This is a genomic window from Streptomyces nogalater, assembly GCF_039532885.1.
Lineage (GTDB): Bacteria > Actinomycetota > Actinomycetes > Streptomycetales > Streptomycetaceae > Streptomyces > Streptomyces nogalater.
The window spans coordinates 36,060-49,927 of the sequence record NZ_BAAASM010000031.1 but is presented as its reverse complement, the minus strand read 5'-3'; the positions used below and the strand labels follow the sequence as shown (position 1 = coordinate 49,927).

The 13,868-nt window shown below is 70.2% G+C and carries 13 protein-coding genes and 1 pseudogene; 11 read left to right on the top strand and 3 right to left on the bottom strand.

Features of this window, described 5'->3' with window-relative positions; translation table 11 throughout:
• Window positions 1-58 precede the first annotated feature (58 nt).
• The 6 genes and pseudogenes from ABD350_RS20840 to ABD350_RS20815 form a co-directional block, all read left to right on the top strand.
• The gene (locus ABD350_RS20840) at window positions 59-958 is read left to right on the top strand and encodes a hypothetical protein (RefSeq protein WP_344349733.1); all 900 of its coding nucleotides are present in this window, start codon (window positions 59-61) and stop codon (window positions 956-958) included.
• A 171-nt stretch (window positions 959-1,129) separates the two neighbouring features.
• Window positions 1,130-2,578 (top strand): bifunctional UDP-N-acetylglucosamine diphosphorylase/glucosamine-1-phosphate N-acetyltransferase GlmU, encoded by a 1,449-nt coding sequence (gene glmU / locus ABD350_RS20835; protein ID WP_344349732.1) that lies wholly within the window; start codon window positions 1,130-1,132, stop codon window positions 2,576-2,578.
• A gap of 154 nt (window positions 2,579-2,732) precedes the next feature.
• Window positions 2,733-3,713, top strand: coding sequence for a ribose-phosphate diphosphokinase (locus tag ABD350_RS20830; RefSeq protein WP_181793527.1), 981 nt, complete (start codon window positions 2,733-2,735; stop codon window positions 3,711-3,713).
• 206 nt (window positions 3,714-3,919) lie between these two features.
• On the top strand, window positions 3,920-4,510 hold the full coding sequence (locus ABD350_RS20825) for a 50S ribosomal protein L25/general stress protein Ctc (protein WP_344349731.1): 591 nt from the start codon (window positions 3,920-3,922) through the stop codon (window positions 4,508-4,510).
• A 69-nt stretch (window positions 4,511-4,579) separates the two neighbouring features.
• Window positions 4,580-5,182 (top strand): aminoacyl-tRNA hydrolase, encoded by a 603-nt coding sequence (pth, locus tag ABD350_RS20820; RefSeq protein WP_344349730.1) that lies wholly within the window; start codon window positions 4,580-4,582, stop codon window positions 5,180-5,182.
• A 93-nt stretch (window positions 5,183-5,275) separates the two neighbouring features.
• A pseudogene (locus ABD350_RS20815) lies at window positions 5,276-5,566 on the top strand (hypothetical protein); the annotation flags it as partial.
• An 86-nt stretch (window positions 5,567-5,652) separates the two neighbouring features.
• On the opposite strand, the gene ppc reads toward ABD350_RS20815, so the two are convergent.
• Entirely contained in the window at window positions 5,653-8,385 is a 2,733-nt protein-coding gene (ppc, locus tag ABD350_RS20810; RefSeq protein ID WP_344349729.1) for a phosphoenolpyruvate carboxylase, read from the bottom strand.
• A gap of 306 nt (window positions 8,386-8,691) precedes the next feature.
• Here ppc and ABD350_RS20805 point away from each other — a divergent pair, with 306 nt between their 5' ends.
• Genes ABD350_RS20805 through ABD350_RS20795 form a run of 3 tightly spaced genes read left to right on the top strand, consistent with a single transcriptional unit; the run spans window position 8,692 to window position 10,936 of the window.
• Window positions 8,692-9,699, top strand: coding sequence for an acyl-CoA desaturase (locus tag ABD350_RS20805; protein WP_344349728.1), 1,008 nt, complete (start codon window positions 8,692-8,694; stop codon window positions 9,697-9,699).
• Window positions 9,696-10,373 carry a TetR family transcriptional regulator gene (locus ABD350_RS20800; RefSeq protein WP_344349727.1) on the top strand — a complete coding sequence of 226 codons (678 nt, stop codon included), beginning with the start codon at window positions 9,696-9,698 and terminating at the stop codon, window positions 10,371-10,373. Before ABD350_RS20805 ends, ABD350_RS20800 begins: the two co-directional genes overlap by 4 nt.
• 14 nt (window positions 10,374-10,387) lie before the next feature.
• Window positions 10,388-10,936: a GNAT family N-acetyltransferase gene (locus ABD350_RS20795; protein WP_344349726.1), complete on the top strand. Its 549-nt coding sequence runs from the start codon at window positions 10,388-10,390 to the stop codon at window positions 10,934-10,936.
• A gap of 36 nt (window positions 10,937-10,972) precedes the next feature.
• On the opposite strand, the gene ABD350_RS20790 is transcribed toward ABD350_RS20795, so the two are convergent.
• The gene (locus ABD350_RS20790; RefSeq protein ID WP_344349724.1) at window positions 10,973-11,788 is read right to left on the bottom strand and encodes a trans-aconitate 2-methyltransferase; all 816 of its coding nucleotides are present in this window, start codon (window positions 11,786-11,788) and stop codon (window positions 10,973-10,975) included.
• An 87-nt stretch (window positions 11,789-11,875) separates the two neighbouring features.
• On the opposite strand from ABD350_RS20790, the gene tamR reads away from it, so the two are divergent.
• A complete protein-coding gene (gene tamR, locus ABD350_RS20785) occupies window positions 11,876-12,373 on the top strand; it encodes a MarR family transcriptional regulator TamR (protein ID WP_030616064.1) in 498 nt (165 codons plus the stop codon).
• Here the strand turns inward: tamR and ABD350_RS20780 are convergent.
• The gene (locus ABD350_RS20780) at window positions 12,332-13,099 is read right to left on the bottom strand and encodes a LuxR C-terminal-related transcriptional regulator (protein ID WP_344349722.1); all 768 of its coding nucleotides are present in this window, start codon (window positions 13,097-13,099) and stop codon (window positions 12,332-12,334) included. The two genes, tamR and ABD350_RS20780, sit on opposite strands and share 42 nt — an antisense overlap.
• A 327-nt stretch (window positions 13,100-13,426) precedes the next feature.
• Between ABD350_RS20780 and ABD350_RS20775 the strand changes: the two genes are divergently transcribed.
• A complete protein-coding gene (locus tag ABD350_RS20775) occupies window positions 13,427-13,867 on the top strand; it encodes a GNAT family N-acetyltransferase (protein ID WP_344349721.1) in 441 nt (146 codons plus the stop codon).
• The last annotated feature ends 1 nt before the right edge of the window (window position 13,868 follow it).

The following is a 13,868-nucleotide window of genomic DNA, read 5'->3' as shown; positions in this document are numbered from 1 at the left end:
CTAGTGAACCTTTCCCGTTCGACCCCGGAACCTCCCATTCCGCCCGGACGGTATGCCCATGGCACCGACATCCGGCAAATACGCCGACTTCGAAGGGCTGCGGGAGCGGGCGGTGGCGCTGCGGCGTTCCGGCCACAGCCTCCGGCAGATCCGCGACGAGCTGAAGATCCACAACAACGACCTCCTCAACCAGCTGGTGAAAGGGGAGCCGCCACCGGAGTGGACCAAGCGCCCGAACGCGAAGGACGACCTGCGCGACAGGGCACGAGAGCTACGACTCCAGGGCTGGACGTACGACCGCATCCAGGCGGAACTGGGCTGCTCGAAGAGCTCCATCTCCCTGTGGGTACGGGATCTGCCGAAGCCCGAGCCCCGCTACACACCCGAGGAACAGCGAGCCCTGATGAACGAGGGCCTGGCGCACCTGCGGGCCACGCGGGATCGCGAGCGCGAGGAGACCAAGCAGCGCGCGGCGGCAGCCGTCGGCCGACTGTCCGACCGCGAGCTGTTCCTGATCGGCGTCGGCCTGTATTGGGCCGAGGGCGCCAAGGACAAGCCCTACAGCCGACGGGAGCTGGTCCTCTTCGTCAACAGCGATCCGGGAATGATCTCCGTCTTCCTCGCCTGGCTCGACCTCCTCGGCGTGGAGCGCGACCGCCGGCGATTCCGGGTGATGATCCACGAGTCGGCCGACGTAGCGGCCGCCGAGCGCTACTGGGCCGACCTGGTCGGCGTGGATGCCGGCCTTTTCAGCAGGACCACACTGAAGAAGCACAACCCGAAGACGGTCCGCAAGAACTCGGGCGAGGCCTACAGGGGCTGTCTGGTGATCAGCGTCCTGCAGAGTGCCGATCTGTACCGTCGCATCGAAGGCACTTGGTACGGCATAGTGTTGGGTGCCGACTCGGCGACCCGACCGGATGTCCGGTTTAGTCGAGTTTCATCCCCCATGGTGTAACTAGGCAGCACTGAGGGTTTTGGTCCCTTAAGTTCAGGTTCAAATCCTGATGGGGGAGCCTCTTGCACCCGGGCCCTGACCTCCGCGTCAGGGCCCGCACCCATATCCCCCACCCCACCCCCCGGTATCCTGCGGCTGTCACCCACCCACCCCCAGCCGAAGGGCAACCCCGTGAGTGCCATCCGCCCGGCAGCCGTCGTCGTTCTCGCAGCGGGTGAGGGCACCCGTATGAAGTCGGCCACACCGAAGGTCCTGCACGAGATCTGCGGCCGCTCCCTCGTCGGCCATGTGCTGGCCGCCTCCCGCGCGTTGACCCCGCAGCACCTCGTCGTCGTGGTCGGCCACGCCCGCGAGCAGGTCGGCGCCCACCTCGCCGAGATCGACCCGGACACCAGGACCGCCGTGCAGGCGGAGCAGAACGGCACCGGGCACGCCGTACGGATGGGTCTGGAGGAGCTGGGCGGTGCCGTGGACGGCACCGTCGTGGTGGTGTGCGGGGACACGCCGCTGCTGACCGCCGAGACGCTCCAGCGCCTCACCGAGACGCACCACGCGGACGGCAACGCCGTGACCGTGCTGACGGCCGAGGTGCCGGACGCCACCGGCTACGGCCGGATCGTGCGGGACGAGGCGACGGGTGCCGTCACCGCGATCGTGGAGCACAAGGACGCGACCGATGCCCAGCGGTCGATCCGGGAGATCAACAGCGGTGTGTTCGCCTTCGACGGGCAGCTGCTGGCGGACGCGCTGAAGAAGGTGCGCACGGACAACAGCCAGGGCGAGGAGTACCTGACGGACGTGCTCGGGATCCTGCGGGACGCCGGGCACCGGGTGGGCGCGTCGATCGCGGCCGACCACCGGGAGATCGCGGGCATCAACAACCGGGTGCAGCTCGCCGAGGCGCGCCGCATCCTGAACGACCGGCTGCTGACGCGGGCGATGCTGGACGGGGTGACGGTGGTCGACCCGGCCACCACCTGGGTGGATGTGACCGTGACGTTCGAGCGGGACGCGGTGGTGCAGCCGGGTACGCAGCTGACGGGGTCCACGCATCTGGGCGAGGGTGCCGAGGTCGGGCCGAACAGCCGGCTGAAGGACACGCACGTGGGTGCGGGGGCCCGGGTGGACAACACGGTGTCCGACGGGGCCCGGATCGGTGCGGGGGCGAGCGTGGGGCCGTACGCGTACCTGCGGCCCGGTACCCGGCTGGGTGCGAAGGGCAAGATCGGGACGTACGTGGAGACGAAGAACGCGTCGATCGGGGAGGGCACGAAGGTGCCTCACCTGTCGTATGTCGGGGACGCGACGATCGGTGAGTACACGAACATCGGCGCGGCGAGCGTGTTCGTGAACTACGACGGCCAGGACAAGCATCACACGACGATCGGGTCGCACTGCCGGACGGGTTCGGACAACATGTTTGTGGCTCCTGTCACGGTCGGGGACGGTGCCTACACCGCCGCCGGGTCGGTGATCACGAAGGACGTGCCGCCGGGTTCGCTGGCCGTGGCCCGCGGTCAGCAGCGGAATATCGAGGGTTGGGTGGCCCGGAAGCGGCCGGGGAGCGCGGCGGCGAAGGCGGCCGAGGCGGTGTCCCGGCGGGGCGAGAGCGAGGACTGACCGGAAACGTGTGCGCCAAACACGGCGTACCGTGATAAGTGCACATCCGCACATGTGCACCCCGCACCCTTACCAGCTGATTCGGCCTCTCATGCCCAGCCGAGAGGTCGCCGAGCAGCCGGCTGGTTGAGACAACCTCTGAGGAGACTGTGCTGTGACCGGGATCAAGACGACCGGCGAGAAGAAGTTGATGTTCTTCTCCGGCCGCGCCCACCCCGAGCTTGCCGAGGAGGTCGCCCAGCAGCTGGGTGTCGGGGTCGTCCCGACGAAGGCCTTCGACTTCGCCAACGGTGAGATCTACGTCCGTTACCAGGAGTCGGCGCGTGGTGCGGACTGCTTCGTGATCCAGAGCCACACGGCTCCGATCAACCAGTGGATCATGGAGCAGCTGATCATGATCGATGCGCTGAAGCGGGCTTCGGCGCGGTCGATCACCGTCATCGTGCCGTTCTACGGTTACGCGCGGCAGGACAAGAAGCACCGGGGTCGTGAACCGATCTCGGCGCGTCTGATCGCCGATCTGATGAAGACGGCGGGTGCCGACCGGATCCTGACGGTGGATCTGCACACGGATCAGATCCAGGGCTTCTTCGACGGTCCGGTGGATCACCTGTTCGCGCTGCCGCTGCTGGCGGACTACGTGGGCAAGAAGGTGGACCGGGACAAGCTGACGGTGGTGTCCCCGGACGCGGGCCGGGTGCGGGTGGCGGACCGGTGGTGTGACCGGCTCGGTGCGCCGCTGGCGATCGTGCACAAGCGTCGTGACAAGGACGTGGCGAACCAGGTGACGGTCCACGAGGTCGTGGGCGAGGTCAAGGGTCGTGTGTGTGTCCTGGTGGACGACATGATCGACACGGGTGGCACGATCTGTGCGGCCGCCGACGCGCTGTTCGCGCACGGTGCGGAGGATGTCATCGTGACGGCGACGCACGGTGTGCTGTCGGGTCCGGCGGCGGACCGGCTGAAGAACTCGCGGGTGAGCGAGTTCGTGTTCACGAACACGCTGCCGACGCCGGCGGAGCTGGGCCGGGATCTGGACAAGATCACGGTGCTGTCGATCGCTCCGACGATCGCGAGCGCGGTGCGTGAGGTGTTCGAGGATGGTTCGGTGACGAGCCTCTTCGACGAGCAGTGAGGTTTCTGCTGGTCCGTGGTGCGGGCTAGCGGGTGATCCTTTTGGGTGCGGCCTCCCCCTCCGAGTAGACTGCCTGAGTTGCTCGGCGAGGGAGGCCGTACTCGTGTCTGCGAATACGGCGGTCCGTTATCGACGCGCTCTTCGTAGCAGGCCGTTCGTGGCCGGGTGACCACGTCCGTTCCGAGTTCCTACGAGGAGTGATCGATATGTCCGAGGTGAAGCTCGCCGCCGAGACCCGTACCGAGTTCGGTAAGGGTGCCGCCCGTCGTATCCGCCGTGACAACAAGGTGCCGGTCGTTCTGTACGGCCACGGCACCGAGCCGGTCCACCTGACCCTGCCGGGTCACGAGCTGCTGCTGGCGCTGCGTACGCCGAACGTCCTGATCTCCCTGGACATCGACGGCAAGACCAACGAGCTGGCGATCCCGAAGGCCGTGCAGCGTGACCCGCTGAAGGGCTTCCTGGAGCACGTCGACCTGCTGCTGGTCAAGCGTGGCGAGAAGGTCCAGGTCGAGATCCCGGTGCACACCGAGGGCGAGCTGGCCCCGGGTGGCAACCTGCTGGAGCACGTCCTGGACGCGCTGCCGGTCGAGACCGAGGCCACGCACATCCCCGAGTCGGTCACCGTGTCCATCGAGGGCCTGGAGGCCGGTGCCTCCATCCTGGCCAAGGACATCTCCCTGCCGGGCGGCACCACGCTGGCCGTCGAGGAGGACGCGGTCGTCCTGCAGGTCCTGGCCGCCCAGGCCGAGGAGTCCGAGGGCGAGTCCGCCGAGGGTGAGTCCGCCGAGGCCTGATCCTCGTAGTCGTCGTTTCGTCAGCCGCTGTTCCCGTGGGGGGCAGCGGCTGGCGCGTATCAAGGAGAGATGGACGTGACCACTCCCGCCAGTTCCCCCTGGCTGATCGTCGGGCTCGGCAATCCGGGTCCGGAGTACGCGATGAACCGGCACAACGTCGGTTTCATGGTGGCCGACCTGCTCGCGGAGCGGATCGGGGGGAAGTTCAAGCGGGCGGGCAAGGCGCAGGCGCAGGTGCTGGAGGGCCGGATCGGTCCTGTGGGGCCGGCGAACCGCCGGGTGATCCTGGCGAAGCCGATGTCGTTCATGAATCTGTCCGGTGGTCCGGTGAACGCGCTGCGGGACTTCTACAAGGTTCCGGTGGGGAACATCGTGGCGGTCCACGACGAGCTGGACATCGACTACGGCACGCTGCGGCTGAAGCTGGGCGGCGGGGACAACGGGCACAACGGTCTGAAGTCGATGACGAAGGCGATGGGGCCGGACTACCACCGGGTGCGGTTCGGTATCGGCCGGCCGCCGGGGCGGATGCAGGTGGCCGATTTCGTGCTGAAGGACTTCTCGTCGGCGGAGCGCAAGGAGCTGGACTACTTCGTGGACCGTGCGGCGGACGCGGTGGAGGCCCTGGTGACCGAGGGGCTGGAGCGGGCGCAGAGCGCGTACAACTCGTGAGGGCGGGGGCCGGGTGGGCGGGGTGTCCGTACAACTCGTGATGTGTCCGCCCAGGCCGCCCAGCGGAGTTGACCGGTCGTAGGGGTATGGCCAATGATCCCGGCCATGCCTGCCACCGCCCGTACCGCTCGTCAGGCGTCCGGGACCGCGTTGCGGTTCGGCCGGGTCGCCGTGATGGGTGCGCTCGCCGCGCTGATCCTGTTCGCCGGGGTGTGGGGTTCCTGGGGGACCGCACAGCACGTGATGCTCGCGAAGGGGCGTGAGTCCGGCACGGTGAAGGTGACGCGGTGTGCCGGGGACGTCTGTACGGGGCCGTTCACGCCGGCGTCGGCGGGGGGACGGGCCCGCGCGCGGGTGGAACTGGGCTCGTCCGTGGCGGTGCGGTGAGCCGGACACGGGGGTGCCCCCGGGGTCGTACGACCTCGGGGGCACCCTTTTCCGCGGCCTGACCGGCCGGTGACCGGCCGTGGTCAGCCGGTGTTGCGCAGGCCCGCCGCCACGCCGTTGACGGTGAGGAGCAGGGCGCGGGAGAGCAGCGGGTCGGGGGTGACGCCGGCCGCGGCGGCGTCGCGCTGCCGCTTGAGCAGGGCGACCTGGAGGTAGGAGATGGGGTCCAGGTAGGCGTCGCGGATGGCGAAGGTCTGCTTGAGGACGGGCTGGGCGTCCAGCAGTTCGTTCTCGCCGGTGACCTTCAGGACCTCGGCGACGGTCAGCTCGTGTTCGGCCTCGATGGTGTCGAAGACGTGCTTGAGCTCGTCGGGGACGAGGGTGTCGACGTAGTGCCGGGCGATCCGCAGGTCCGTCTTGGCGAGGGTCATCTCGACGTTGGAGATGAAGTTGCGGAAGAAGTGCCACTCCTGGTGCATTTCGTCGAGGACGGTGTCCAGGCCGGCCTCGCGCAGGGCCTTCAGGCCGGAGCCGACGCCGAACCAGCCGGGGACGATCTGCCGGGACTGGGTCCAGCCGAACACCCACGGGATGGCGCGCAGGCCGTCGAGCGAGACGCCGGAGCCGGGGCGGCGGGAGGGCCGGGAGCCCAGGTGCAGGTCGGCGAGCTGGTCGACCGGCGTCGACGCGAGGAAGTACGTCGGCAGGTCCGGGTCCTCGACCAGGCGGCGGTAGGCGGCGTGGGCGGCGTCGGAGACGACGTCCATGGCCGCGTCCCAGCGGGCGAGGGCCTCGTCGGACTGGCGGGGGGCGGTGTGCAGGGCGGAGGCCTGCAGGGTGGCCGCGACCGTCAGTTCCAGGTTCTCCCGGGCGAGGGAGGGGATGAGGTACTTGTCGGAGATGACCTCGCCCTGCTCGGTGACCTTGATCTCGCCCTCCAGGGTGCCCCAGGGCTGGGCGAGGATGGCGTCGTGGGAGGGCCCGCCGCCGCGGCCGACGGTGCCGCCGCGGCCGTGGAAGAGGCGCAGCCGGACGCCGTAGCGGTGGGCGACGTCGCGCAGCCGGCGCTGGGCGCGGTGGATCTCCCACTGGCTGGTGGTGATGCCGCCGAACTTGGAGGAGTCGGAGTAGCCGAGCATGACCTCCTGGACGTCGCCCCTGAGCGCGACCAGGCGCCGGTAGGACGGGTCGGAGAGCATGTCCTCCAGGATGGTGTCGGCGGCCTTCAGCTCGTCGGTGGTCTCCAGCAGCGGGACGATGCCGATCTTCGCCCAGCCGGCGTGCAGGTCGAGGAGGCCGGCCTCGCGGGCGAGGACGGTGGCGGCGAAGACGTCGTCGGCGCCCTGGCACATGGAGATGATGTAGGACTCGATGACCTCGGGGCCGAAGACCTCCAGGGCCTTCCTGACCGTCTGGAAGACGCCGAGGGTCTTCTGCCCGGCGGCGTCGACGGGGGCCGGGGAGGGGGCGAGCGGCCTTCTGGAGCGGAGTTCCTTGGCGAGGAGCTTGGCCCGGTACTCGCGGGGCATGTCGGCGTAGCGCCAGGATTCCTCGCCGAGCCGGTCGAAGAGCTGGCCGAGGGCGTGGTGGTGGGCGTCGGCGTGTTCGCGGACGTCCATGGTGGCGAGCTGGAGGCCGAAGGCGGCCAGGGTGCGGATGGTGCGGGCCAGGCGGCCGTCGGCGAACAGGCCGCCGCGGTGTTCGCGCAGGGAGGCCTGGATGATCCTGAGGTCCTTCAGCAGCTCGGCGGTGCCGAGGTAGTCGCGGCCGTCCTCGTGCGGGGTGCCCTTGGCGAGGCGCTGCTTGGTGTTGACCAGCTTCTGCCGGATGCAGGTGGCCTTGAGCCGGTAGGGCTCCTCGGCGTTGAGGCGCTTGTAGCGGGGGCTGATCTCGGGGAGCAGCTCCAGGTCGGTCTGGAGGGAGTCGAGCAGCTCCTGGGTGGCCCCGGTGTAGCGGATGGAGTTGGACAGCAGGCCGCGCAGCTCGTCGATCGTCTCCAGGGCGTCGTTGATGCCGTGCTCGTGCTGGAGGATGAGGACGTCCCAGGTCACCTGGGGGGTGACGTTGGGGTTGCCGTCGCGGTCGCCGCCGATCCAGGTGCCGAAGGTGAGCGGTCGGGTGTCGTCGGGGAGCTTGACGCCGACGCGCTCGAGTTCCGCGGTGAGGTCCTCCAGGACGTCGCCGACGGCTCCGGCGTGCAGTTCGTCCAGGTAGTAGATGGCGTTGCGGGCCTCGTCGGCGGGTTCGGGGCGTACGACGCGCAGCTCGTCGGTCTGCCAGACGAGGTCGATGTTCTCGGCGAGGCGGACGTCGTGGCGGCGGCGGTCGCTGTCGAGGACGGGGGTGTCCAGGAGCGCGGCGATGCGGCGCAGCTTGTTCAGGACGGACCGGCGGGCGGCCTCGGTGGGGTGGGCGGTGAAGACCGGGCGGACGTTGAGGTTCTGCACGGTCTGGCGCAGGTGCTCGGGGTCGGCGTCCTTGAGCCGGTCGGCGGTGCGGGAGAGCAGGCCGCCCTCGGCGGCGCGGCGGGCGCGCAGCTCGCGGCCGCGGTGCACCTGTTCGGTGACGTTGGCGAGGTGGAAGTAGGTCGAGAAGGCGCGGACCAGCTTGGCCGCGGTCTCCAGTTCGGTGCCGCGCAGCAGCTCGGCGGCGGCTTCGCCGTCCTCGCGGGTGAGGCGGCGGACCTTCTCGACCAGTTCGAGGAGTTCGGGGCCCTCCTGCCGGACGAGGGTCTCGCCCAGGAGGTCGCCCAGCCGGCGGATGTCGGCGCGCAGCTCGCTGCTGGTCGTGGTGGTCTGGTCGTCGGCACTGCTCACAGGTTGCGGCTCCTTGCAGTGTTGAAGCTCGGCTGGCGGGGAACCCGGCCGGCCACCACGCGGCGGGCGCCGCATACGGGCCGTGGCGTCCGGGAAGGAAACTTCAGCGGACCGCGCTGTCCGACCGGTTCCAAGGATAGGTGGCGATGAGGACGCGCAGGGTCTGGGGCTCTTGCCGCGACATGACGCGCTGCCATACTTACGATGCCGTAGGTTACGGAACCGTAGGGAAGTACCGTCGAGCCCCCGTCCGGTCCCGGCGGCCCCCGGCATCCGACTCGACTCTCGACCCCACAGGGGACGCGTATGACCTCAAGCTCCGATGTGATCGAAGAGGCCCGCGAGGCCACCGACACACCTGTTCCCTCCGCCACGCTGGGCGGTGAGCGGAAGCGTTCGATCGAGCAGATCACGCTGCTGCTCTTCATCACCGTGCCGTTCCTGGCGCTGGTGGCCGCGGTGCCACTGGCCTGGGGATGGGGGGTGAGCTGGCTCGATCTGGGCCTGCTGGTGTTCTTCTACTTCCTCGGGTGCCACGGCATCACGATCGGGTTCCACCGGTACTTCACCCATGGCTCGTTCAAGGCCAAGCGGCCGCTGCGGATCGCGCTGGCGATCATGGGGTCGCTGGCGGTGGAGGGGCCGCTGGTGCGGTGGGTGGCCGATCACCGCAAGCATCACAAGTTCTCCGACGCCGAGGGTGACCCGCACTCTCCGTGGCGGTTCGGGGAGACGGTTCCGGCGCTGATGAAGGGCCTGTGGTGGGCGCACATCGGCTGGATGTTCGACGAGGAGCAGACCCCGCAGGACAAGTACGCCCCGGACCTGATCAAGGACCCGGCGATGCGGGCGATCTCCCGGCAGTTCGTGCTGTGGACGCTGGTGTCGCTGCTGCTGCCGCCGCTGATCGGCGGCCTGGTGACGATGTCGTGGTGGGGCGCGTTCACCGCGTTCTTCTGGGGTTCACTCGTCCGGGTGGCGCTGTTGCACCATGTGACGTGGTCGATCAACTCGATCTGCCACGCGGTGGGCAAGCGGCCGTTCAAGTCGCGGGACCGTTCGGGCAACGTGTGGTGGCTGGCGATCCTGTCCTGCGGCGAGTCCTGGCACAACCTGCACCACGCCGACCCGACGTCGGCGCGGCACGGGGTGATGCGCGGCCAGCTGGACTCCTCGGCGCGGTTCATCCGGTGGTTCGAGCAGCTGGGCTGGGCGTATGACGTGCGCTGGCCGTCACGCTCGCGTATCGATTCGCGGCGGGACACCGGCGAAGGCGGCTCCCGGCGCCGGAGGGAACCCGCCGAGGCGGCATGATTGACGCCGTGGCGACCGACTCCAGCAGCAATCCAGGCAACGACAAGCAGCGGCGGACCCGCCGGACCCGTATGACCGGTGCCGAGCGCCGCCAGCAGTTGCTGGAGATCGGTCGCACCCTGTTCGCGGCGAAGGGCTTCGAGGGCACGTCGGTGGAGGAGATCGCGGCGAAGGCCGGGGTGTCCAAGCCGGTGGTGTACGAGCACTTCGGCGGGAAGGAGGGGCTGTACGCGGTGGTGGTGGACCGGGAGATGCGCCGGCTGCTGGACATGGTCACCAGCTCCCTGACCGCCGGTCATCCGCGTGAGCTGTGCGAGCAGGCGGCGTTCGCGCTGCTGGACTACATCGAGGAGTACACGGACGGGTTCCGCATCCTGGTCCGGGACTCCCCCATTCCGCAGTCCACGGGTTCCTTCGCGTCCCTGATCTCCGACATCGCCACCCAGGTGGAGGACATCCTGGGCCGCGAGTTCAAGTCGCGGGGCTTCGATCCGAAGCTCGCCCCGCTCTACGCCCAGGCGCTGGTCGGCATGGTGGCGCTGACCGGGCAGTGGTGGCTGGACGTGCGCCGGCCGAAGAAGGCGGAGGTGGCGGCGCACCTGGTGAACCTGGCGTGGCACGGCCTGGACGGGCTGGAGCAGAAGCCGCGGCTGATAGGCCACCGCAAGGCGTAGGGCAGGATCATCTCGTGGCGGACATTCCGGTGATCCTGAGCAGGATCGAGCTCGCGGACTGGCGGGCCGTCCATTCCTGGGCCTCCCTCCCCGAGGTCTGCCGTTTCCAGGCCTGGGGACCGAACACCGAGGAGCAGACCCGCGCGTTCGTGGCGGCCGCAGTGCGGGCCTGGTCCGAGTCGCCTCGGCGACGGTTCGCCTATGTGGCGCGGGTCGGGGGCGAGGCGGTCGGCATGGGGGAGCTGCGCATCCGGAGCCGGGAACAGCGTCAGGGGGAGATCACCTATGTCGTGCATCCCCGGGTCTGGGGGCGGGGCGTCGGAACGGCGATCGGTGAAGAGTTGCTGGTACGAGGGTTCGGGGAGCTCGGGCTGCACCGCGTCCATGCCACCTGCGACCCGCGAAACCTCGGGTCGGCCCGGATACTGAGGAAGCTCGGCATGACGTGGGAGGGGCGCCATCGTCATACCGCGTTGATCCGGGACGGCTGGCGGGACTCCGAGGTGTTCAGCGTGCTGGAGGACGAATGGCGCGCGCTCGCCGGGCGCCCGCCGCACGGATGAACCACCGGCTACGGCGGCGGCTTCACGGCAGGAGCTTCACGGCGACGGCTTCACCGCGACCGCGAACAGGCGGCGGAACGGCAGGACCGTGCCGTAGGGGGTGCTGGGGTAGGCGGTGCGCAGCAGGTCCCGGTAGGCGGTGACGAACGCCTCGCACGCCTCGGGGTCGTCGGCGAGCGCGGTCAGGACGGGCCGCAGTCCGGTGCCCTTCACCCAGTCGAGCACCGGGTCCTCGCCCTGGAGGACGTGCTGGTACGTGGTCTGCCACACGTCGGCCGCGCAGCCCAGGCGGGCGAGGCGGTCCAGGTAGAAGCCGGGGCCGTGCACGGAGTCGGTGGCGCGCGGGACGCCGGCGAGACGGGAGCGCCAGCGGGGTGCGGCGGCGAGGTCGCGCAGCAGGACGTGCAGCGGGGCGTCGAGGTTGTCGGGCACCTGGAAGGCGAGGGCGCCGCCGGGGGTGAGGGCGGCGGTCCAGTCGGCGAACCGGTCGGCGTGGCCCGGCACCCATTGCAGGGTGGCGTTGGAGACGATCAGGTCGTACGGCTCCCCGGGCGTCCAGGTCCGTACGTCGGCGTGGGCGAAGTCGAGCCGGCCGCCGCCCCCCGTCGGCCCTTCGTGGTCGGTGCGGGCCCGGTCGAGCATCTCGGGGGAGTTGTCGTATCCGGTGATGCGGGCGGTGGGCCGGCGCTCGGCGAGCAGGGCGGTGCCGTTGCCGGGGCCGCAGCCGAGGTCGGCGATGCGGGGGCGGTCGCGGGGCGGGGCGGGGAGGCGCGCGAGGAGGTCGGTGAAGGCGCGGGCGCGGTGGCCGGCGTGGCGGAGGTACTGGGCGGGGTCCCAGCGGGGCGTGGTCATGCGTCCACTGTCCCCCAGGATTATCTCGATATCAAGAGACTCGATATCAAGAGACTTCATGTCGACACAACCACTACACTGATCTCCATGGAGGACGAGGTCGATCGGCTGGTCGCAGCGTGGCGCCGGGAGCGCCCGGACCTCGACGTGGAGCCGCTGGAAGTGCTGAGCCGGGTGAGTCGGCTCGCCCGGCACCTGGACCGCGCCCGCCGGCTCGCCTTCTCCGAGCACCAGCTGGAGCCCTGGGAGTTCGACGTGCTGACCGCGCTGCGGCGCGCGGGCACGCCGTACCAGCTCTCCCCGGGCCAGCTGCTGACGCAGACCCTGGTCACCTCGGGCACGATGACCAACCGTATCGACCGGCTGGCGAAGAAGGGCCTGGTGGAGCGGCTGCCCGACCCCAGCGACCGGCGGGGCGTACTGGTCCGGCTGACCGACGAGGGCCGGGACCGCGCGGACCAGGCGCTGGCGGGACTGCTGGAGCAGGAGCGGGCGATCCTCGCCGAGCTGTCCCGAGCCCAGCGCGCGGAACTGGCCGGGCTGCTACGCCAGCTGACCGCCCCGTTCGACAACATCCCCGGCTAGGTCCACCGGCCCCACCCCGGCCCGCCGGGCGAGCGCGACGGCCGCCAGCGTGGAGTGCACGCCCAGCTTGCCGAGGACGTTCTGCATATGGGTGCGGACGGTGTGCGGGGAGAGGAACAGCCGCTCGGCGACGGCCTTGCGGCCCAGCCCGGCGACCATGCAGCGCAGCACCTCCCGCTCCCTGGGGGTGAGGGACTCCACCAGCCGCTCGCTCTCGGTGCGGTGCCGGCGGGCCGCCGTCAGCTCTTTGAGCACCCCGGTGAGCAGCGCGGGCGGCAGATGCGTCTCGTCGCGCAGCACGCCCCGTATCACCGTCAGCAGCCGGGACAGCGAACAGTCCTTGGCGACCCAGCCGGAGGCGCCGGCCTGGAGGGCGAGGGCCGCGCGGCGCGGGTCGTCCTTCTCGGCGAGGACGACGGTCCGGACGCCGGGCTGGGCGGTGCGCACCCCGGCGACCAGGGAGATGCCGTCGACCAGGCCCTCCTCGTTGCCGTCCCGCACCGGTACGGCCGGGCGGGCGCCGGGCGGGGGGCCGCCGAGGTCGGCGTCGACCAGCAGCACGTCGTAGCGGCGGCCCTCGCCGGCCGCCCGTTCCAGGCAGCGCAGCGCGGCCGGGCCGCTGCCGGCGGCGAAGACGTCGACGTCCGGTTCGGCGGCCAGGGCGGCGGCCAGCGACTCGGCGAAGATACGGTGGTCGTCGACGACCAGGACTCGGATACGAACCACGTAACCCCCTTCCCCGGGCTCCGCGTGGAGCAGGGGATGTCCAAGGTCCGGAAAGCTCCGGAATAGGCCGGTAGTTCCGGGAAGTCCCGGAAAAAGTCCGGAGAACGACGACGGGCACGGGTACGACACCGGCGGACAGGGGCAGCGCGCGCCGCACGGCCGCCGCCGTCGCGGAGCTGCTGCCCCCACCGCGGGCGCCGTACCCGCGTGTCTCGCCCCCTGAGCGGCACCGGCCCCCACCGGTGCTGTTCCACAGAGTACGGATGCGGGCACGGAGCGGAAGGAGATTTGCAGAACTGGCCGTCCACCACGTCTATGGTGTGACACATGTTTCGTATCGAGGCGGAAGTCGACAAGGCACGACGCGATCTGCTCCGCTCACGCCTGCGGAACACCAACACGGCGGCGTCCCCGGTGCTGGCCGCGCTGCGCGGCACCCCCGGCGAACGCGAGGCGCCGCTCCATGTGTGGGGTCTGGACGCGGCCGGCGATCTGGCGGGCGGGCTGGTCGGCCACACCTGGACGACCTGGCTGCACGTCACCTACCTGTGGGTCGACGCCCGCCACCGCGGCACGGGCCTCGGCTCCCGCCTGCTCGCCGAGGCGGAACGGCTCGCCACCACCCGCGGCTGCACCGCCGCCCGCCTGGAGACCTGGGACTTCCAGGCCCCCGGCTTCTACCGCAAGCAGGGCTACGAGGTGGTCTGCGTGATCCCCGACTATCCGCCGGGGCTCACGGAGTACACCCTGACCAAACGCCTGGGCTGAC

Bases quoted from the DNA above. Each gene is read 5' to 3' on its own strand.
- pth (WP_344349730.1), top strand. From the start codon at position 4,580: ATGGACGTGACCACTCCCGCCAGTTCCCCCTGGCTGATCGTCGGGCTC.
- ABD350_RS20800 (WP_344349727.1), top strand. From the start codon at position 9,696: ATGATTGACGCCGTGGCGACCGACTCCAGCAGCAATCCAGGCAACGAC.
- ABD350_RS20775 (WP_344349721.1), top strand. From the start codon at position 13,427: ATGTTTCGTATCGAGGCGGAAGTCGACAAGGCACGACGCGATCTGCTC.
- ABD350_RS20790 (WP_344349724.1), bottom strand. From the start codon at position 11,788: ATGACCACGCCCCGCTGGGACCCCGCCCAGTACCTCCGCCACGCCGGC.
- tamR (WP_030616064.1), top strand. From the start codon at position 11,876: ATGGAGGACGAGGTCGATCGGCTGGTCGCAGCGTGGCGCCGGGAGCGC.
- ABD350_RS20825 (WP_344349731.1), top strand. From the start codon at position 3,920: ATGTCCGAGGTGAAGCTCGCCGCCGAGACCCGTACCGAGTTCGGTAAG.
- ABD350_RS20805 (WP_344349728.1), top strand. From the start codon at position 8,692: ATGACCTCAAGCTCCGATGTGATCGAAGAGGCCCGCGAGGCCACCGAC.
- ABD350_RS20840 (WP_344349733.1), top strand. From the start codon at position 59: ATGGCACCGACATCCGGCAAATACGCCGACTTCGAAGGGCTGCGGGAG.